This is a genomic window from Rhodococcus sp. GA1 (assembly GCF_024321955.1).
Lineage (GTDB): Bacteria > Actinomycetota > Actinomycetes > Mycobacteriales > Mycobacteriaceae > Rhodococcus > Rhodococcus pyridinivorans.
Genome location: NZ_CP097186.1, coordinates 762,708 through 782,265, shown reverse-complemented (window position 1 = coordinate 782,265; position 19,558 = coordinate 762,708). Strand labels below are relative to the sequence as shown.

Annotated in this window: 15 protein-coding genes and 2 rRNA genes; 11 read left to right on the top strand and 6 right to left on the bottom strand. The window is 66.1% G+C overall.

All coding sequences use genetic code 11. From position 1 onward, the window contains the following. Positions 1-101: 101 nt before the first annotated feature. The 6 genes from M3330_RS03755 (at position 102) to ehuA (ending at position 6,879) form a co-directional block, all read left to right on the top strand. Positions 102-3,236, top strand: a 23S ribosomal RNA gene (locus tag M3330_RS03755). 109 nt (positions 3,237-3,345) lie between these two features. Beyond that, positions 3,346-3,462: ribosomal RNA gene (gene rrf, locus M3330_RS03750) — 5S ribosomal RNA — on the top strand. A 305-nt stretch (positions 3,463-3,767) separates the two neighbouring features. Next, a complete protein-coding gene (gene ehuB, locus M3330_RS03745) occupies positions 3,768-4,661 on the top strand; it encodes an ectoine/hydroxyectoine ABC transporter substrate-binding protein EhuB (protein WP_039586823.1) in 894 nt (297 codons plus the stop codon). Positions 4,662-4,677: 16 nt separating this feature from the next. Then, complete coding sequence (gene ehuC, locus M3330_RS03740; RefSeq protein WP_255027038.1) at positions 4,678-5,412, top strand: ectoine/hydroxyectoine ABC transporter permease subunit EhuC; 735 nt, start codon at positions 4,678-4,680, stop codon at positions 5,410-5,412. Further along, positions 5,409-6,053: an ectoine/hydroxyectoine ABC transporter permease subunit EhuD gene (ehuD, locus tag M3330_RS03735; protein ID WP_006554720.1), complete on the top strand. Its 645-nt coding sequence runs from the start codon at positions 5,409-5,411 to the stop codon at positions 6,051-6,053. Before ehuC ends, ehuD begins: the two co-directional genes overlap by 4 nt. Before the next feature lie 61 nt (positions 6,054-6,114). Then, positions 6,115-6,879, top strand: a complete 765-nt coding sequence (ehuA, locus tag M3330_RS03730; RefSeq protein WP_198162578.1) for an ectoine/hydroxyectoine ABC transporter ATP-binding protein EhuA — start codon at positions 6,115-6,117, stop codon at positions 6,877-6,879. Positions 6,880-6,888: 9 nt separating this feature from the next. Here the strand turns inward: ehuA and M3330_RS03725 are convergent, their stop codons facing one another. Further along, entirely contained in the window at positions 6,889-8,436 is a 1,548-nt protein-coding gene (locus M3330_RS03725; protein ID WP_255027037.1) for an adenylate/guanylate cyclase domain-containing protein, read from the bottom strand. Between the two features lie 42 nt (positions 8,437-8,478). On the opposite strand from M3330_RS03725, the gene nucS reads away from it, so the two are divergent. Both nucS and M3330_RS03715 read left to right on the top strand, forming a co-directional pair. Next, on the top strand, positions 8,479-9,153 hold the full coding sequence (gene nucS, locus M3330_RS03720) for an endonuclease NucS (RefSeq protein WP_006554723.1): 675 nt from the start codon (positions 8,479-8,481) through the stop codon (positions 9,151-9,153). A 2-nt stretch (positions 9,154-9,155) separates the two neighbouring features. Continuing rightward, positions 9,156-9,479, top strand: a complete 324-nt coding sequence (locus M3330_RS03715; protein ID WP_255027036.1) for an ATP/GTP-binding protein — start codon at positions 9,156-9,158, stop codon at positions 9,477-9,479. Positions 9,480-10,124: 645 nt separating this feature from the next. On the opposite strand, the gene M3330_RS03705 is transcribed toward M3330_RS03715, so the two are convergent. From M3330_RS03705 to mce, 3 genes are all read right to left on the bottom strand, one after another. Continuing rightward, positions 10,125-11,180, bottom strand: a complete 1,056-nt coding sequence (locus M3330_RS03705) for a MerR family transcriptional regulator (protein WP_255027035.1) — start codon at positions 11,178-11,180, stop codon at positions 10,125-10,127. A gap of 56 nt (positions 11,181-11,236) precedes the next feature. Next, positions 11,237-12,481 carry a hypothetical protein gene (locus M3330_RS03700; RefSeq protein WP_006554727.1) on the bottom strand — a complete coding sequence of 415 codons (1,245 nt, stop codon included), beginning with the start codon at positions 12,479-12,481 and terminating at the stop codon, positions 11,237-11,239. Between the two features lie 83 nt (positions 12,482-12,564). Beyond that, positions 12,565-13,050 (bottom strand): methylmalonyl-CoA epimerase, encoded by a 486-nt coding sequence (gene mce / locus M3330_RS03695; protein WP_255027034.1) that lies wholly within the window; start codon positions 13,048-13,050, stop codon positions 12,565-12,567. 104 nt (positions 13,051-13,154) lie between these two features. On the opposite strand from mce, the gene M3330_RS03690 reads away from it, so the two are divergent. The 3 genes from M3330_RS03690 to M3330_RS03680 all read left to right on the top strand — a co-directional run bounded on the left by M3330_RS03690 (position 13,155) and on the right by M3330_RS03680 (position 15,816). Then, a complete protein-coding gene (locus M3330_RS03690) occupies positions 13,155-14,345 on the top strand; it encodes an acetyl-CoA C-acetyltransferase (RefSeq protein ID WP_219130142.1) in 1,191 nt (396 codons plus the stop codon). A gap of 105 nt (positions 14,346-14,450) precedes the next feature. Beyond that, positions 14,451-14,810 (top strand): DUF3817 domain-containing protein, encoded by a 360-nt coding sequence (locus M3330_RS03685; protein ID WP_006554730.1) that lies wholly within the window; start codon positions 14,451-14,453, stop codon positions 14,808-14,810. Between the two features lie 115 nt (positions 14,811-14,925). After that, positions 14,926-15,816 carry a tetratricopeptide repeat protein gene (locus tag M3330_RS03680; protein ID WP_019288978.1) on the top strand — a complete coding sequence of 297 codons (891 nt, stop codon included), beginning with the start codon at positions 14,926-14,928 and terminating at the stop codon, positions 15,814-15,816. 58 nt (positions 15,817-15,874) lie between these two features. Here M3330_RS03680 and M3330_RS03675 read toward each other — a convergent pair whose 3' ends face one another. Beyond that, a complete protein-coding gene (locus M3330_RS03675; RefSeq protein ID WP_019288979.1) occupies positions 15,875-17,323 on the bottom strand; it encodes a neutral zinc metallopeptidase in 1,449 nt (482 codons plus the stop codon). Between the two features lie 28 nt (positions 17,324-17,351). Further along, positions 17,352-19,556, bottom strand: a complete 2,205-nt coding sequence (gene glgB, locus M3330_RS03670; RefSeq protein WP_051121699.1) for a 1,4-alpha-glucan branching protein GlgB — start codon at positions 19,554-19,556, stop codon at positions 17,352-17,354. Positions 19,557-19,558: the final 2 nt, after the last annotated feature.

The window sequence follows — 19,558 nt, the reverse complement described above, 5'->3', positions numbered from 1 at the left end:
GTTTGATCAGCGACGATGTCGAAGAAAAGTCCACTTCGGTGGGGTGAGTATTCGGTGTTGTGTGTTGTTTGAGAACTGCACAGTGGACGCGAGCATCTTTGTTGTAAGTGTTTATGAGCGTACGGTGGATGCCTTGGCACCAGGAGCCGATGAAGGACGTGGGAGGCTGCGATATGCCTCGGGGAGCTGTCAACCGAGCTGTGATCCGAGGATTTCCGAATGGGGAAACCCAGCACGAGTGATGTCGTGTTACCCGCATCTGAATATATAGGGTGTGTGGAGGGAACGTGGGGAAGTGAAACATCTCAGTACCCACAGGAAGAGAAAACAACATGTGATTCCGTGAGTAGTGGCGAGCGAAAGCGGATGAGGCTAAACCGAGTACATGTGATACCTGGCAGGGGTTGTGTATTCGGGGTTGTGGGGCTTTTCTTCCCGTCACTGTCATGACGGGCGAGAGTAAGAAACCGGTTGGTTAGTCGAAGTGGTCTGGAACGGCCTGTCGTAGAGGGTGAGAATCCCGTAGACGAAAACTTGCCGGCTCTCGTGAGAAGTACCCGAGTAGCACCGGGCCCGTGAAATCCGGTGTGAATCTGTCGGGACCACCCGATAAGCCTGAATACTCCCTGGTGACCGATAGCGGACTAGTACCGTGAGGGAAAGGTGAAAAGTACCCCGGGAGGGGAGTGAAATAGTACCTGAAACCGTGCGCTTACAATCCGTCAGAGCCGATGCACGATTCAGTTCGTGGTGGGTGATGGCGTGCCTTTTGAAGAATGAGCCTGCGAGTTAGTGGCATGTCGCGAGGTTAACCCGTGTGGGGTAGTCGTAGCGAAAGCGAGTCCGAATAGGGCGTATGTAGTGGCATGTTCTAGACCCGAAGCGGAGTGATCTACCCATGGCCAGGGTGAAGCGATGGTAAGACGTCGTGGAGGCCCGAACCCACTTAGGTTGAAAACTGAGGGGATGAGTTGTGGGTAGGGGTGAAAGGCCAATCAAACTCCGTGATAGCTGGTTCTCCCCGAAATGCATTTAGGTGCAGCGTCGCGTGTTTCTCACCGGAGGTAGAGCTACTGGATGGTCTAGGGGGCCCACAAGCTTACCGAAATCAGCCAAACTCCGAATGCCGGTGAGTGAGAGCGCGGCAGTGAGACTGCGGGGGATAAGCTTCGTAGTCGAGAGGGAAACAGCCCAGATCGCCGGCTAAGGCCCCTAAGCGTGTACTAAGTGGAAAAGGATGTGGGATCGCTGAGACAACCAGGAGGTTGGCTTAGAAGCAGCCACCCTTGAAAGAGTGCGTAATAGCTCACTGGTCAAGTGGTTCTGCGCCGACAATGTAGCGGGGCTCAAGTACACCGCCGAAGCCGCGGCACTCACACAACACCCATTCGTTCCTGCGGGAACGTGTGCAGTGGTGTGGGTGGGTAGGGGAGCGTCGTGCAGCCGTGGAAGCGCCGGAGTGATCCAGGTGTGGAGGCTGCGCGAGTGAGAATGCAGGCATGAGTAGCGAAAGACGAGTGAGAAACTCGTCCGCCGGATGACCAAGGGTTCCTGGGCCAGGTTAATCCGCCCAGGGTGAGTCGGGACCTAAGGCGAGGCCGACAGGCGTAGTCGATGGACAACGGGTTGATATTCCCGTACCCGTGTATCCGCGCCCAATGGCGAATCAGTTGTGCTAACCGTCCAAAAGTTTCCGCTGTTCCTTCGGGAACTGTGGGGATGGCTGCACGGGACCCTGATTGTAGTAGTCAAGCGATGGGGTGACGCAGGAAGGTAGCTGGGCCAGGTGATGGAGTACCTGGTGTAAGCCGGTAGGGCGAATGGTAGGCAAATCCGCCGTTCATGCAGCCTGAGAGGTGATGCGTACCCGTTGAGGGGAATTCAGTGATCCTATGCTGCCGAGAAAAGCCTCTAGTGAGTTGGTACACGGCCCGTACCCCAAACCGACACAGGTGGTCAGGTAGAGAATACCGAGGCGATCGAGAGAACTGTGGTTAAGGAACTCGGCAAAATGCCCCCGTAACTTCGGGAGAAGGGGGACCACGCTCGGTGACGGCCCTTGCGGTCCGAGCTGGGGGTGGTCGCAGAGACCAGAGAGAAGCGACTGTTTACTAAAAACACAGGTCCGTGCGAAGTCGTAAGACGATGTATACGGACTGACGCCTGCCCGGTGCTGGAAGGTTAAGAGGACCGGTTAGCGGAGCAATCCGCGAAGCTGAGAATTTAAGCCCCAGTAAACGGCGGTGGTAACTATAACCATCCTAAGGTAGCGAAATTCCTTGTCGGGTAAGTTCCGACCTGCACGAATGGCGTAACGACTTCTCTGCTGTCTCGACCACAGACTCGGCGAAATTGCATTACGAGTAAAGATGCTCGTTACGCGCGGCAGGACGAAAAGACCCCGGGACCTTCACTATAGCTTGGTATTGGTGTTCGGTTCGGTTTGTGTAGGATAGGTGGGAGACTGTGAAGCTCATACGCCAGTATGGGTGGAGTCGTTGTTGAAATACCACTCTGATCGTATTGGACCTCTAACCTCGGACCATGATCTGGTTCAGGGACAGTGCCTGGTGGGTAGTTTAACTGGGGCGGTTGCCTCCCAAAATGTAACGGAGGCGCCCAAAGGTTCCCTCAGCCTGGTTGGCAATCAGGTGTCGAGTGCAAGTGCACAAGGGAGCTTGACTGTGAGACTGACAGGTCGAGCAGGGACGAAAGTCGGGACTAGTGATCCGGCACCGGCATGTGGAAGCGGTGTCGCTCAACGGATAAAAGGTACCCCGGGGATAACAGGCTGATCTTCCCCAAGAGTCCATATCGACGGGATGGTTTGGCACCTCGATGTCGGCTCGTCGCATCCTGGGGCTGGAGTAGGTCCCAAGGGTTGGGCTGTTCGCCCATTAAAGCGGCACGCGAGCTGGGTTTAGAACGTCGTGAGACAGTTCGGTCTCTATCCGCCGCGCGCGTTAGAAACTTGAGGAAGGCTGTCCCTAGTACGAGAGGACCGGGACGGACGAACCTCTGGTGTGCCAGTTGTCCCGCCAGGGGCATGGCTGGTTGGCTACGTTCGGAAGGGATAACCGCTGAAAGCATCTAAGCGGGAAGCCTGTTCCAAGATGAGGTTTCTCACCCCCTCGAGGGGGTAAGGCCCCCGGCAGACCACCGGGTTGATAGGCCGGAACTGGAAGCCCAGCAATGGGTGGAGGTGACCGGTACTAATAGGCCGAGGACTTACCACGAAGATGTTACGCGTCCACTGTGCGGTATCTGAAACAACACACACAGATCCGAAAATCCTGCAGCAGCAGGTGATTCGAGGAATCTGCGTGGACTATTGTTTCATAGAGTTACGGCGGTCATAGCGACAGGGAAACGCCCGGTCCCATTCCGAACCCGGAAGCTAAGCCTGTCTGCGCCGATGGTACTGCACTCGACAGGGTGTGGGAGAGTAGGACACCGCCGAACACCCGTTCCGAAAGGGGACCCACACTGTGGGTCCCCTTTCGTGTTCTCCGGGTTCTCCCCGGACCTGTCGGGGGATCCCACCTCACGGGAAAGTCCTTACGCTCCGAACGCTTTTCGGGTACGGTACGCCCGCTCCGATCGCCGGCGCCCAGCGGATCACGACCTCGTAACAAACACGCTCTGTTCCAGGCTATGCCTACTTATGCCGGTAACGTCCGCTCATGCACGATCGCACGGTTCGTGTGGGTTCGGCGTGTGAGCGCCTGTCGGGGGCGTTCTCGTCGACGACGAGGAGGGGCGAGACGATGACGAATCGATCGACTACGGGTACCGCCGGCAAGTTCACGGCGGTGATCGCGGGACTGGGACTCATCGGCGCGGCCGTCACAGGATGTACGAGCGTCGACACCGACAGCGAGGGTTCGACCCTCGAACGACTCCAGCAGGAAGGCACCGTCACCGTCGGTTTCGCCGGCGAGGCGCCCTACAGCTTCATGCAGGACGGCGAACTCACCGGCGCCACCGTCGCTCTGCACCGCGAGATCTTCAAGAACCTCGGCATCGACAACGTCGAAGGTGTGGCCACCGACTTCGGTGCGCTCATTCCCGGCCTGCAGGCCGGACGGTTCGATGTCGTCAGTGCCGGCATGTCGATCCTGCCGCAGCGTTGCGAACAGGCACTGTTCAGCGAGCCGGAGTTCAACTACACCACTGCGCTCATGGTCCCGCAGGGCAATCCGGAACAGCTCGCCGACATGCAGTCGATCGCCGAGAGCGGCGTCCGGATGGCGGTCATGACCGGCGCGATCGAAGCCGACTACGCCTCTGCGCTCGGCATCGACGCGATGCAGGTGGCGTCTCCCCAGGACGGGATGGATGCCGTCGTCAACGGACGCGCCGACGTCTTCGCGCTGACGGGTATCTCCCTGAACTGGATGAAGCAGAACAACGAGGGTGCACCCGTCGACGTCACCGAGTCGTTCGTCGCGGAGATCGACGGGGTGCCTCAGGTGGGCGCCGGCGGAACGGTCTTCCGCAAGGAGGACACCGAACTGCGCGACGCCTACAACGAGGAACTCGCGAAGATCACGTCCGACCCGCAGAAGTACCTGTCGATCGTCGGCGAGTTCGGGTTCACGGAGGCGGAGATGCCCGATCCGGGGCTGACGACCGAGATGCTCTGCGAGGGCGTTTCCTGATCTCGGCTGCGTCGTAATGGATTTCGGTTCCAAGATCGAACTGCTGTGGAACTCCTTCCCGCAACTGTTCGACGGTCTGCTCGTCACCGTCGAACTGACCGTGGGGAGTGCGGTCTTCGCGTTCCTGCTCGCCGTGGCCCTCGGACTGGCGGCAGGCGCGAAGAACCTCGCCCTGCGCGGCAGTGCGCGGGTGTTCATCGAGTTCTTCCGCGGCACTTCGCTTCTCGTCCAGCTGTTCTGGTTCTTCTATGTCCTTCCGTTGTTCGGGTTCCGGCTCGAATCGATCGTGTGCGGGATCCTCGCCCTGTCGCTCAACTACGGCGCCTACGGAGCGGAGGTGGTGCGCGGTGCGATCGCCTCGGTGCCGAAGCCGCAAATCGAGGCGGCGACAGCGCTGAATTTCGGCTACTGGCAACGCATGCGACGGGTGGTCTTCCCGCAGGCCTGGGCCGAGATGATCCCGCCGTTGACCAATCTGCTCATCCAGCTGCTCAAGGGAACAGCACTGGCGAGTTACATCCTCCTGCAGGATCTCACGTTCCAGATCGAGCAGCTCCGTAGAGGCAGTGGCGACACCATCTTCGCGTTCGGTGTGGGGTTGGTGCTGTACTTCGTGCTCGGCTATCTGCTGACGCTGCTGATGAATGCGCTCGAGGTGCGTGCGAAGAGCCGACTCGGGACCGGTCCGACGCTCCGTGAGATCTTCGGGCTCGCCCCGGTCTTCGATCAGCCGGTGGGGGCACGCTCATGACCGTCGACTGGAGTTGGCAACGCGCGGCCGACGCGCTTCCGGTACTGCTCGAAGGATTCCGGATCACCCTGCTGGCCACGGTCCTCGGATTCGTGGTCGCCGCGGTGCTGGGGCTGGTCGTGGCCGTCGCCCGCCGCTCGTTGCCGAAGGTGCTCGCGACGGCGCTGTCCGCCGTCGTCCAGTTCATCCGGCTCACACCACTCGTGGTGCAGCTCCTGTTCGTGTACTACCTGCTCCCGCAGTTCAGTGCGCTGCAGATCGGCATCGCGGTACTGGGGATCCACTACTCGACCTACATGGCCGAGGTGTACCGGGCGGGCATCGACGCCGTGCCGAAGGGACAATGGGAGGCGTGCCGCGCCCTGTCGTTGTCGCCGATGCGTACGTGGCGTGCGGTGATCCTGCCGCAGGCCGTGCGCCGTGTCGTGCCCGCGCTGGGCAACTACGCGGTGTCGCTGTTCAAGGACACCCCGTTCCTGTTCACGATCTCCGTCGTGGAGATGGTGACCGCAGCCCAGCAGTTCGGTGCGCGCAACTTTCAGTACCTCGAGCCGCTCACGCTGGCCGGCCTGATCTTCCTCATCGCCAGCTACCCGACGTCGTTGCTCGTCCGCCGATTGGAGCGTCGCCTTGCCTATTGAGATGCACAAGGAAGCCGGTGCCGACGGCGACTCGCTTCCCGCCGCCAGCTCCGATGGATCCATGATCCGTTTCGACTCCGTGGTCAAGAGATTCGGCGACCACGTAGTACTCGACCACTTGGACTTCACCGTCGCCCAGGGGGAACGGGTCACGTTGATCGGTCCGAGCGGTTCGGGCAAGACGACCATTCTGCGCCTGCTCATGACCCTCGAGAAGATCGACGACGGTGTGGTGTGGGTCAAGGGCGAACCACTCAGCCACGAACGCAAGGGGACGCGTCTCGTCCCGGCCTCCGAGCGCTACCTGAGGACGATGCGCCGCAGCATCGGCATGGTCTTCCAGCAGTTCAACCTCTTCCCCAACATGAACGTGATGGAGAACCTCACCGAGGCTCCGGTCCACGTCCTCGGTCGCAGTAAGGCCGAGGCACGCGACCGTGCGCGGGAGCTGCTCGCGATGGTCGGTCTGTCCGACAAGGAGACCGCCCACCCCACGCAACTGTCGGGTGGTCAGCAGCAGCGGGTCGCGATCGCCCGTGCCCTCGCGATGGATCCGGAGATCCTGCTGCTCGACGAGGTGACCTCGGCCCTCGACCCCGAACTCGTCGCCGATGTGCTGGACGTGCTGCGGACGATCGCCGAGACGACCGACATCACGATGCTGATCGTGACGCACGAGATGCACTTCGCCCGCGACGTCTCCGATCGAGTGCTGATGTTCGATCGGGGTCGCATCGTGGAGGAGGGGCCGCCCGAGCGCATCTTCACCAGCCCCCGGGAGGAACGCACCCGCAAGTTCCTCGACGCGGTGCTGGCGGGAGAGTGAGGCCTGCCGTCAGTCCGCGCGCGGAATCGCCAGGCGCGTCGGCTCGGAACGACCGCGCAGGGTGATCTCCTCACCCAGTTCCCACCGTGCGCGTTCGTCCTCGGGGGCGAGCTGCACGGTGCGGGCCGACGCCGCGACGTAACCCGGAACGGTCTTCGCGAGATCCGACAGCCTCGCTGCTTCGTTGACCGGATCGCCGATCACGGTGTACTCGAAGCGTTCCTGCGCGCCGATGTTCCCGGCGACCGCACGACCTGCCGTAACCCCGATACCCGCGCGACACTCCGGGACTTCCTCGGCGAGGCGTCGCGCCATCCTCCTCGCGGCGCCGAGCGCGGAACCGGCGGCGTTGTCGAGGGCGACCGGCGCCCCGAAGATCGCGAGCGCGGCGTCGCCCTCGAACTTGTTGACGAATCCTTCGGCCGCGTGCACCTCTTCGACGACGACCGCGAAGAAGCGGTTGAGCAGCGCTACCACCTCTGTCGGTGGGCGACTTGCGGCCAACGCGGTGGACCCGACGATGTCGACGAACAACACCGCGACATCCCGCTCCTCACCGCCGAGGACACCGGGATTGGCCAGCGCCGCAGCCGCGACCTCCCGTCCGACATGGCGGCCGAACACGTCGCGCAGTTTCTCGCGTTCGCGCAGGCCTTCGGCCATCCGGTTGAACCCCGTCTGCAGCTGCCCCAATTCGGTTCCGTCGTAGACGACGACCGCGGTATCGAAATCGCCCGACGCGATGCGCTGCATCCCGGCGCGCACCGATTCGATCGGCGCGATCGTCGACCGGATCGTGAGGAACATCAGCAGCGAGCCGGTGAGCAGACCGAGTCCGCCGATGGCGAGGATCGTGATCGCCAGGCGCGTCGATGTGACGGGACGGATGAAGCTGAACACCGCGATGAACAGCAGACCGACAACGGGCACCGCGCTGCCCAGGGCCCACGCGAGCATCACGCGTCCGGTGGTGCCGGCCAGGCGCGGGCGACGAGGCGTCCCGACCTCGAGCGCGCGCGCCGCGATGGGGCGCAGCGCGAAATCGGTGAACATGTACGCGAATCCGCACACCGTGACACCGGCCAGGGTGATGGTCAGCGCGACCTTCGGGATCGTCTGCGGGTCGATGACCCCGAACCCGACGGTGAACAGGATCAACCCGATGAACCACAGTGCTCCCTGCTGGAGGGTGGTACGCCAGGGCATCCGCAACGCGATCCGCTGTTCCTGCGGGGTGGGCGGCCGGTTCTCCAGCGCCCACCGCAGCCTGCGGAGGGTCGCCCGGGTACCGAGCACCGATCCGACCACGACGGCCGAGACCACGTAGACAGGAGCGAGGATCGCGGTGATGACGAGGAAGTCGGCGGTCAGTACGGACGGGCCCGGGATCACGACGTTGATGAGAGCGGCCACGATCAGGGCACCGACGAGATGCGTACCGATCAGGGAGAACGTCAACAGGGTCTGGATCCTGATGCGTTGCCGTCGGATCGGTTCGGCAGGCTCTCCCAGGATGGCCGATCCGAGCGGGGCCGTGCGGTGACTGCGTGCGGGCATGGTCGTTCGAGACTAGTCGAGTCGATCCTCTAGGGTGGCTGTGTGCGTCTTGTGATTGCCCGTTGCCGTGTGGACTACATCGGACGCCTGACGGCTCATCTGCCGACGGCCCGACGTCTCCTCCTCGTCAAATCCGACGGTTCGGTGAGTGTCCACGCCGACGACCGTGCCTACAAGCCTCTGAACTGGATGAGCCCGCCCTGCTGGCTCGAAGAGGAGTCCGTCGAGGACGCCGAGGCCCTGTGGGTCGTCACCAACAAGGCGGGCGAGCAGCTGCGCATCACTCTCGAAGAGATCGACCACGATTCGAGCCACGAGCTCGGTGTCGACCCCGGTCTGATCAAAGACGGTGTCGAGGCGCACCTGCAGGAACTTCTCGCCGAGCACGTCGAGACCCTCGGGACGGGCTTCACCCTGATCCGGCGCGAATACCCCACGGCGATCGGCCCTGTGGACCTGTTGTGCCGTGATGCCGACGGAGCGACCGTCGCCGTGGAGGTGAAGCGCCGCGGCGAGATCGACGGCGTGGAGCAGCTCACCCGGTATCTCGAACTGCTCAACCGGGACCCGCTGCTCGCACCCGTCAGTGGCGTGTTCGCGGCCCAGCAGATCAAGCCGCAGGCGCGGACGCTGGCCACGGACCGCGGCATCCGCTGCCTCGTGCTCGACTACGAGGCGCTGCGGGGTACCGAGAGCACCGAGTTCAGATTGTTCTGATCGTGCCGCGCCGCAACAGATCCCGCACCGGCCGCAAGCGCGGTGGGGCGACCGACGAATCCCCGACCTACTTCGGGGCGACGGTGCGCACCGAGAACGGTCCCGCAGGGGCCGGAGGTGAGCGTTTCACCGTGCGCACCGTGCCGGGTTCGCGTGCCACCAAGCCGTACCGGTGTCCGGGATGCGATCACGAGATCGCGCCGGGAACACCCCATGTCGTCGCGTGGCCGACCGATGCGCTCGGCGGTGCGGAGGACCGGCGGCACTGGCACAGCGGATGCTGGGCAGGACGCGGGACCCGCCGGCCCACGCGACGCTGGTCCTAGCCACCCTCACCGGTCGCTGCACGCCGGTCCGAGGGCACCCGTTAGCGGACGGTGCCCGGCGCGGACGCTCGCGGTGCGGTGCGGTGTCGCGGTCGGCGATCGCCCGACGCACCTCGTGGACGGCCGTGCGGATGATGTCGCGGTAGGGATCGTCGGGGAGTGCGGACAGGTGGTCCTGCGCGCGGTCGAGGTGTTCCGTGGCTGCCCGGAACGACCCGAGACGACGGAAGTCGTCGGCCAGGTTCAGGTGCAGGCTCGGATAGAAGCCCGCGACGCGGAGAGATTCGTGGTGTTCCCGGGCGCGCTCGTCGGAGAGGGCATCGGCAGCGTCGAGGGCGCGGACATCCCAGACCAGGGACTCGGCGGGATCGTCGTACAGGTCGGCGAGGTAGTGCGCGAGCGTGCAGCGGTGGAATGCGTCGCCCCCCGAACCGATTCGCTCCCAGAGGGACAGCAGGTCGCGTCGGGCCGACCCGGTGTGCCCGTCGCGACCGCGAAGCACTGCTGCGCTGATCGCGTCCATCGTGGGATCGGGTGTCGAGGCGGATGTGGACATGGCGGGGCTCCTGTCGAGGTCTTGGGCGGATCCGGAGGGCACTGTTGATGGGGGCACTGTTGATGTGGGCACTGTTCGAGGGGAGTGCTTCAGGGCGCGCTGCGCGGCATGACGAGTGTGGTGAGATCCCCCTCGTCGGCCGACCGGACGGTGACCGGCAGCTCGGGGCCGCGAATGTCGAGCATCAGGTCGTCGCCCAGCGCGTGACTCCACGCGGGATACACGGTGACCAGGTCGAACCAGATCGTCAGCTCCGGTCCGGTGGCCGTGCCGTCGAGCGGTATCTCGTCCCCGTCGGGGAATACCAGGACGGGCCGGTCGGGGGAGGTTCGTAGGCCGACCGTCTCCGGTGCTCGCTGTTCGAGCACCGTCACCACCCGGCGTTTGCCGAGGGTGACCCGCTGTGTCGCCGCGGGGAGCGAGTCCAGCAGGAGTCGGTGGTCGGGGTACGGCTCGGGAAGCAGACGGCAGTGGAGTGCGTCGTCGCCGGAGGTACGGAAGGTGACCGCCCGCTCTTCCGCTTCCACGGTCACCGACGGACTGCGTCGGAGCCGGGACGTCGCGACCCGCAGGTCGTCGCCGGCGAGGGTGCCGGCCCAGGACGGGCAGGTCGGATCGGTGGGCGCGAGCGTCCGGGTGGCGAGCCGGTACCGGTCTGTGGCGGTCAGCCTCACGCAGCCGGATCCGGTTTCCATGTGCACGCCGTTCAGTACCGGGATGTCGGGGTCGTGACCGGTGGAGGCGGAGACCTGATCGACGGCGCCGGCAAGGACGGGTCCCCGCACCGTGCAGATCACGCGGCGCGATTCGGCACGCAGGGACGCCGCGAGGGTCTCGGCGGCCCGTCGGAGCCGCTCGGCCTCCGTGGTCATCCCGGTGACGTGGTCGTCGAGCAGTCGCGCGGCCTCGTCCGTGTCGGCGGCGAAGAACTCACCGATGGCGGGCAGCGGCATCCCGATCTCCCGTAACTGCCGCAGCCGGCACGCACGCGGGACCTGGGAGCGGCTGTAGAACCGGTATCCCGTCGACGGATCGACCTGCTCGGGACGCAGCAGGCCGGCGTCGTCGTAGAACCGCAATGCGCTCGCGGTCAGTCCGACGAGTTCGGCGAACACGCCGATCGACATCATCTCCGGGTCGGTCACCGGCCCATCATGGAGCTTCGACCGACTCGAAGGTCAAGCCCGACGGCCGGCGACCGTCAGTTGCGGACCTTGCTGGCCACGGCGGGAGAGCGACCCTGCGCACCGGAACCGACCGAGGGGGAGCGATGCGGTGCCGAGGCGTTCGGCGTGCGTGGAGTGGACTGGGATCCCTGTGCGCCGCTGTTCGGCTGCGCGGCCGAGTTCGGGTCGGAGGCCGAGCCGGGGGCATCGCTCTTCGGGATCCGCACCGTCCGGTCGGCCTGCGGCATGGGCGTGGTCTTGTCGGTCTGCGGCAGCGGCGCGGTCTTGTCCGCCTTCGCGTCGGCCTCGGGGGATGCCGGCTCCTTCGGACTCTCGTCGTCCGAACTCTGCTTGTCGCCCCCCTGCTTGTTGTCGCGCGCCGTACCGAGGACGGTCGTGCGGGGCTCGTCGAGGGAGATCTCCCGGTCGAGCAGTTCGCCCTCGCGGTTGATGCCCGCGAGCAGCGTGGGGACGTCGTCGAGCTGCTCGCGAACGGCGTCGAGCTGGCCGAGGATGCGTCCGCGCAGCACGCGGAGCTCCTCGGTGAGGTCGCGCGCGTTGGCAACCTTCCGCTCGGACTGTTCGGTGGCGCGGGCGAGCCGTCGTTCGGCTTCCTGCGTGGCTTCCTCGATGCGGCGCTCGGCTTCGGCCTTACTCGTCCGTTCGAGTTCGTCGAGGGCTCCGAGCAGCTTCGTGCGACGCTCGGACATCGTGATCTCGAAGTCCTGCTGCACCTGCTCGCGCTTGGCCTCGGCCTCGGCGTCGAGTCGCTCGGCCTCGGCGCGGGCAGCAGCCACGATCCGCTCGGCCTCGGCGCGGGCCGCAGTCATCGTCCGCTCGTGCTCGGCCGCGAAGGCGACGCGGGTGTCCTCGAGTTCGGCGAGCTTCTTCTCGTAGTCTCCCCGGAGGCGGATGCCCTCCTGCTCCGCCAGCGAGATCATCTCGGCGGCGTCGGCCTCGGCGCGGGCCCGCAGCTCGGAGGCCTCGTCGGAGGCGAGACGCAGCATCCGGGAGATGCGGTCGCTCATGCCCTCGGCGGTGGTGGGCGGCACCGACAGACGGTCGACGTCCTTGCGGAGTTCGTCGATCTCGTTGCGGGCGTTCTCGAGCTGACGGGCCAGATCGCGGGCCTGCGCGGCGGCGGCGTCGCGGTCGGTGGCAGTCACGCGCAGCTCGGCCTCGAACCGGGCGAAGTAGTTGGTCACCTCGTCGCGGTCGAATCCCTTCCGCACGATGGAGAACGGCAGGTGGCTGGGTGCGCGATCACGATCGAAGACCATGGAGACAATCTACCCGGTCCCTGCGGGTACGACCCGGATGCGCTCCCGCCCCATCCGTCTTCGGGAGCGCACCGGAACGGCCGTCAGTGAGCGGGATGTGCAGCCGGCTCGACGAGCTCGACGAGGACGCCGCCCGCGTCCTTCGGATGCAAAAAGTTGATGCGCGAATCGGCGGTGCCGCGACGGGGTGCGTCGTACAGCAAGCGGACGCCGCGCTCACGAAGCGCAGTGGAGACGGCATCGATGTCGGAGACGCGGTAGGCAAGCTGCTGCAGACCCGGGCCATTGCGGTCGATGAACTTCGCGATCGTGGATTCCTCGTTCAGCGGGGCGAGCAGCTGGATCATGGTGGACCCTTCGAAGGTCCCCGGAACGGCCAGCATCGCCTCGCGCACGCCCTGCTCCTCGTTGACTTCCTCGTGGGTGGACACGAGACCGAGGTTCTCGGCGTACCAGGTGAGAGCGGCATCGAGGTCGGGCACTGCGATGCCGACGTGATCGATGGCGGTGACGAGTCCGGAAGCGAGAACGGACGCCGCCGGAGCGGATGTGGGAGAGGTCTCGGTCATGCTCTAGACGGTAGCGGTACCGTTGAGTGCACTCCTATCGGGATTCAGGTGAATATCCGAGTGGAGTTTTCCGATCACATGCCGATCTTTCGGAGGAATGTCCCGTGAGCAGTTCTGTCATCGTCGCCGGAGCCCGTACGCCCATGGGGCGTCTTCAGGGCTCGCTCAAGGATTTCTCCGGATCGGATCTCGGTGGCGTGGCGATCTCCGGTGCGCTCGAGCGCGCCGGTGTGGCTCCTGAGCAGGTCGAATACGTCATCATGGGCCAGGTGCTCACCGCCGGCGCCGGCCAGATCCCGGCCCGTCAGGCGGCCGTCGCCGCCGGCATCCCGATGGACGTCCCGGCGCTGACCATCAACAAGGTGTGTCTGTCGGGCATCAACGCGATCGCGATGGCCGACCAGCTGATCCGCGCGGGCGAGTTCGACGTCGTCGTCGCCGGCGGCCAGGAGTCGATGAGCCAGGCCCCGCACATGCTCGAGAAGTCCCGCGCCGGCTTCAAGTACGGCGACGTGACCCTGCGCGACCACATGGCCTACGACGGCCTGCACGACATCTTCACCGACCAGGCGATGGGCAACCTCACCGAGTCGGCCAACTCCGGCGACCGCTTCGTCTCCCGCGAGGAGCAGGACGCCTTCGCCGCCGCCTCGCACCAGAACGCTGCCCGTGCCTGGAAGGACGGCCTGTTCGAGGACGAGGTCGTGCCGGTGTCGATCAAGCAGCGCAAGGGCGACCCGATCGTCTTCGCCGCCGACGAGGGCATCCGCCCGGAGACCACCACCGAGTCGCTCGGCTCGCTGCGTCCGGCCTTCTCGAAGGACGGCACCGTCACCGCCGGGTCGGCCTCGCAGATCTCCGACGGTGCCGCCGCGGTCGTCGTGATGAGCAAGGCCAAGGCCACCGAGCTCGGGCTGAGCTGGATCGCCGAGATCGGCCGTCACGGCGTCGTCGCCGGACCGGACTCGACCCTGCAGTCGCAGCCGGCCCGGGCGATCGCCAAGGCCTGCGAGCGCGAGGGCGTCGACCCGAAGGACCTCGACCTCGTCGAGATCAACGAGGCGTTCGCCGCCGTCGGCATCGTCTCGGCCCGTGAGCTGGGCATCGATCCGGCGAAGGTGAACGTCAACGGCGGTGCGATCGCGCTCGGCCACCCGCTCGGCATGTCGGGTGCGCGCATCGTGCTGCACCTGGCGCTCGAGCTGAAGCGCCGCGGCGGTGGCGTCGGCGCTGCCGCCCTGTGCGGTGGTGGCGGCCAGGGCGACGCGCTCATCGTGCGGGTGCCCAAGAACTGACCCTCTTCCCGAGAGCATGATCACGGCCCCGGCGCAAGCATGCCGGGGCCGTGATGTCTCTCACTGAACTACGGCTTGTCGTAGGCCTTTCGGCACAATGGCCGCATGACCAACATCCTCGACGTGTCCACGCCCGCGAAACGATTCCGGCTGATCGCGATCTGGGAAGCGGTGACCTGGCTCGCCCTCCTGATCGCCATGTTCTTCAAGTGGGTGCTCGGCTACGAAGAGGCCATCGCGATCCCGGGCATGGTGCACGGCGTGGCCGGCTTCATCCCGTTCGTGCTCATCGCGCTCCTCACGGCGTGGTCGCTGAAGTGGGATCTCAAGACGACCTTCCTCGCCCTCGTCTCGAGCGTGCCCCCGTTCGGCACGATCGTCTTCGAGCGCTGGGCCGTGCGCACCGGTCGCCTCGGAGAGCTGTCCGCTCCCGCCACCCGCGAGGACGCCACCGCGACCGTCTGACCTCACGGCGACGTCCCCCGGTCCGCGCAGCACGATTCGGACCACTCGTGACAAAATGGTGGACGTGACTCGACCCGGTTCCCGTCCAGCACGTTCTGCCGCCGTCGCCGCGGCGATGTCCGGCGCGGTGGATCTCTCACCGCTCAAGGAGAGGGCCTCCGCGCCGCCGCCTCCGCCTCCGTCCGGTGGCGACGGCGCCGCACCCGGTGCCATCGCCCCGATCGTGGACGTCACCGAAGCGACGTTCGAGACCGAGGTGCTGCAGCGGTCGATGCAGGTGCCCGTGATCGTCGACCTGTGGGCGACCTGGTGCGAACCGTGCAAGCAGCTCTCACCCGTTCTCGAGAAGCTCGCGAACGAGGCAAACGGTGCGTGGGTCCTTGCGAAGGTCGACGTCGACGCGAACCCGCGGATCGCCCAGGCCTTCGGCGTCCAGTCGGTGCCCACGGTCGTCGCGATCGCGGCCGGCCAGCCGCTCGCCGACTTCCAGGGCGTGCAGCCCGAGCCCGCGCTGCGTCAGTGGCTCGACGCCATCCGGAACGCCGTCGCAGGCAAGCTGTCGGGCCCGCCCGGCGCCGAGCCGGAGGAACAGCCCGCCGACCCGCGTTTCGAGGCTGCCGAGCAGGCACTCGAGAACGGCGACTTCGAGGGCGCCGAGGCGGCCTACCAGCTCGTCCTGAACTCCGAGCCGAACAACACCGAGGCGCAGGCCGCGCTGCGCCAGGTGCGTTTCCTGGCCCGCGCGAGCAAGATTCCCGAGGATGCGATCGAGCGCGCCGATGCCGCTCCGAACGACCTCGAAGCCCAGTTCACCGCGGCCGACGCCGAACTGTTCGCGCAGCAGCCGGAGGCGGCCTTCGGTCGTCTCATCGAGTTCGTGCGTCGCAGCGCCGGGGACGAACGCACCGCGGCACGCACCCGGCTCCTCGAACTGTTCGAACTGTTCGATGCCGCGGATCCGGTCGTGGTGTCGTCGCGCCGCAAGCTCGCGATGGCCCTCTACTGATCCCTACGCATCCGCCGGACCCGCCGCTCACCACTCGTGGTGGGCGGCCGGTGTCGTCTCAGCGGTAACGGCCGGTGCAGCCCGCCTCGCCGCCGAGGACGCCGGTGCGGAAGGCATCCACCCGCGCGAACCCGCTCGGCACCGTGTTGCCGTTGACGTCGCTCGCGGCCAGACCGTCGGTGAGCAGGCCCGAGACCGCCTCGTCGAGGTCGCCGGGGGACAGCCACACCAGCACCTGGCTCGGGTCGACGTTCGAGGCGAGGGTGCTGTCCGGGCTCAGCGCGGCACTGATGACCCCCGACAGGCACGCCGCCCGCAGCGCCGTGCGCGGCTCGGTGAGCGACTGGCCGGCCTCCTTCTGCACCGCGAGAGCGTAGCGGGAGGCGACGAGCACGTAGGCGTTGTAGTCGCCGCGGACACCGGGATCGAAGCCGCTTCCCGGCGGGGCGGCCGTACCGCGCTCGCTCAGTGCCTCCATGTCGACGCCCACGGTGTTCGTCGCGGGGCAGTACGACACCGGTGAGGTGGCCCGGGCGTCCGAGCACCCGAGGTCGGCGCCCGACAGATCGAGTTGCGGCAGGGCGTCCAGGTCGAAGACCTGGTGGAACGACTCGAAGATCGCCTCGACCGACTCGTCGGTGACCGGCAGTTCGCCGTCGTCTGCGGAGTTGTAGTACTGCGGCAGGTCGGCGCGGCGCGACTCGATCTCGGCGGCGTCGATGCGTGCACATGAGCCGGCCCCGTCGGTGAATCCGATCTGCACGGCCGTCACGCGTTCGAAGGCCGAGCCGTGGATCGAGTCGGGGTCGTTCGGATCGGCGTCGCGGAAGAGCACCATCGACGCGAGCACGTTGTTCAGCCCGTCGGAGGTGTCGAGCTGGAAGTGCGTCGACCGGCCCTCCGCGACGTGCCGCATGAACGCACCGGCGAAACAGTCGGCCTGCTGCTCGAACACGATGCCGGGGTCGTCCTCGGCGACCAGCCCCGCCGTGTGCTGGACGGCGTGCCCGTATTCATGAGCGAGGACCGTCACCGCGGCCATCGGTCCGAAGCTGTCGATGAGCTGCGGCATCAGGTAGGTGCGGTCCCATCCGATCTCGTCACCACCGCTGCAGTAGGCCGCGTTGATGAAGTCGTAGGTGGGTTTGCCGCAGAAACGCGGGCCCCGTCGCTCGGACGGATCCCACGACACGATCGTCTCGACCGGGCGGAAGGTGCCCCGGGCGACCGACGCGAACTCCTGACGCCAGTACTCCTCGATGTCGGCGATCGCGTTGCCGGCCAGGACGTCGACGGGACCGCCGTCGGTGTTCTCGATCTCGATGTCCGCATCGGGCACCCCGCTGCGCGGACCCGACGCCCCGGAGGTGACGGGCAGCCCCGCCACGGTGAAGGGGTTGTCGTAGATCGACACCGCCGTTCCTTCGATCCGCTGGGCGCAACCCGCCAGCAGGACGACGGTCAGTGCGGGCACCACCAGTCGCGCGAACCGATGCGTCCGTCGCATGTCGTTGTGCTCCTGTCGTCGGGCAGCGTCACCTCCGCAACGACAACCAGATGGCACCGTGCGCAGGCAAGGTCACCCGAGCCGAGGCGGGACGCCCGTGCCACGAATGTTCGTCGGCCTCCACGGCCCCGAAGTTGCCCGCTCCGTTGCCCTGGTAGGCGGTCGCGTCCGTGTTGAGCACTTCCTCCCACGTGCCCGGTTCGGGCAATCCGACACGATAGTCGCCGTAGGTCGTGCCCGAAAAGTTGTGCAGGCACGCGACCACCGAGCCGTCGCTGCCGTAGCGCAGGAACGACAGGACGTTGTTGTGCGCATCGTTGGCGTCGATCCACGAGTATCCGCCGGGCGTGGTGTCGAGCGTGTAGAGCGCCGGGTGCGAGCGGTAGATGCCGTTGAGATCGCACACCAGGCGGTGGATACCGGCGTGGAGCGGTTCGTCGAGCTGCCACCAGTCGAGGCCGCGTTCCTCGGACCACTCGGCGACCTGCCCGAACTCCTGGCCCATGAACAGCAACTGCTTGCCGGGATGCGCCCACATGTAGGCGAGCATCGACCGCAGGCCGGCTGCACGCGTGGCGTCGTCGCCCGGCAGTCGCGTCCACAGCGTGCCCTTGCCGTGGACGACCTCGTCGTGGCTGATGGGGAGTACGAAGTTCTCGCTCCACGCGTACACGAGCGAGAACGTGATCTCGTGGTGGTGGTAGGTGCGGTGCACGGGATCGCGGCCGAGATAGCCGAGGGTGTCGTGCATCCAGCCCATGTTCCACTTCATGCTGAAGCCGAGCCCACCGACGTTCGTCGAGCGGGTCACGCCCGGCCAGGAGGTCGACTCCTCCGCGACCGTCACGATCCCCGGATAGTGCTTGTGGACGGTGGCGTTGAGTTCCTGCAGGAACTCAACGGCCTCGAGGTTCTCGCGCCCGCCGTAGATATTCGGCGTCCAGCCGCCCTCGGGGCGCGAGTAGTCGAGGTACAACATCGAGGCCACGGCGTCGACGCGCAGACCGTCGATGTGGAACTCCTCGATCCAGTACAGGGCGTTGGCAACGAGGAAGTTCCGCACCTCGGGCCGGCCGTAGTCGAAGACGTAGGTGCCCCAGTCCAGCTGTTCGCCGCGGCGCGGATCGGGATGTTCGTACTGGGGGCTGCCGTCGAAGCGCGCGAGCGCCCACTCGTCCTTCGGGAAGTGGGCGGGCACCCAGTCCATGATCACGCCGATCCCGGCGGCGTGGAGACGGTCGACGAACGCGCGGAACTCGTCGGGAGTGCCGAACCGGGAGGTGGGAGCGTAGTAGGAGGTGACCTGGTAACCCCACGACCCGCCGAAGGGATGCTCGGCGACCGGCAGCAGCTCGACGTGCGTGAAACCGGTCTCGAGGATGTACTCGGCGAGCTGATCGGCGAGTTCGACGTAGTTCAGGCCCGGGCGCCACGAACCGAGGTGCACCTCGTAGACCGCCATCGGTTCCTGCCAGGGCTGCGCTTTCTCGCGGGTCGCGACCCAGTCGTCGTCGTTCCAGGTGTAGCGACTCTCCGTGACCCTCGACGCGGTCGCGGGGGGCACCTCGGTGGCGAACGCCATCGGGTCGGCCTTGTCGCGGACGGATCCGTCGCGGCCGTGCACCCGGTACTTGTACAGCGCGCCCGGTTCGACACCGGGAACGAAGACCTCCCAGACACCGCTCGAGCCGAGCACCCGCATCGGGGCGGTGCGTCCACCCCAGCCGTCGAAGTCGCCGACGACGGTGACCCCGCGTGCGCCCGGTGCCCACACGGCGAAGGACGTGCCCGTCACCGGGCCGTCCGGGGTCTCATAGGTCCGCGGATGGGCGCCGAGCACCTCCCACAGCCGTTCGTGCCGGCCCTCGCTCAGCAGGTGACGATCGAGCTCGCCCAGCGTCGGCATGAAACGGTAACCGTCCGCGACGACCTCGACGTGATCGAACGGGTAGGTCACCACGAGCCGGTAGTCGGCGAGATCGAAGACCGGGATCAGGGCGCTGAAGACGTCCTCGCCCACGGGTTCGAGCGGATGGTCGCGACCACCGATCCGGGCGGCGACCTTCTCGGCCCCGGGGCGCAGTGCCCGGATGACCGTCCCCTCCGGATGCGAATGAGCCCCGAGCACCGCGTGCGGATCGTGGTGCTCACCGGCGGCGAGCAGGTCGAGGTCCTCCGGTCGCGGGCTGTGGCGCCGGCGCGGAACATCGGCGCCCGGCGTCTGGGGCGGCACGG

Bases quoted from the DNA above. Each gene is read 5' to 3' on its own strand.
- ehuC (WP_255027038.1), top strand. From the start codon at position 4,678: ATGGATTTCGGTTCCAAGATCGAACTGCTGTGGAACTCCTTCCCGCAA.
- mce (WP_255027034.1), bottom strand. From the start codon at position 13,050: ATGACCGAGACCTCTCCCACATCCGCTCCGGCGGCGTCCGTTCTCGCT.
- ehuA (WP_198162578.1), top strand. From the start codon at position 6,115: ATGATCCGTTTCGACTCCGTGGTCAAGAGATTCGGCGACCACGTAGTA.
- M3330_RS03675 (WP_019288979.1), bottom strand. From the start codon at position 17,323: ATGCGACGGACGCATCGGTTCGCGCGACTGGTGGTGCCCGCACTGACC.
- M3330_RS03685 (WP_006554730.1), top strand. From the start codon at position 14,451: ATGACCAACATCCTCGACGTGTCCACGCCCGCGAAACGATTCCGGCTG.
- M3330_RS03680 (WP_019288978.1), top strand. From the start codon at position 14,926: ATGTCCGGCGCGGTGGATCTCTCACCGCTCAAGGAGAGGGCCTCCGCG.
- ehuD (WP_006554720.1), top strand. From the start codon at position 5,409: ATGACCGTCGACTGGAGTTGGCAACGCGCGGCCGACGCGCTTCCGGTA.
- M3330_RS03700 (WP_006554727.1), bottom strand. From the start codon at position 12,481: ATGGTCTTCGATCGTGATCGCGCACCCAGCCACCTGCCGTTCTCCATC.
- M3330_RS03725 (WP_255027037.1), bottom strand. From the start codon at position 8,436: ATGCCCGCACGCAGTCACCGCACGGCCCCGCTCGGATCGGCCATCCTG.
- ehuB (WP_039586823.1), top strand. From the start codon at position 3,768: ATGACGAATCGATCGACTACGGGTACCGCCGGCAAGTTCACGGCGGTG.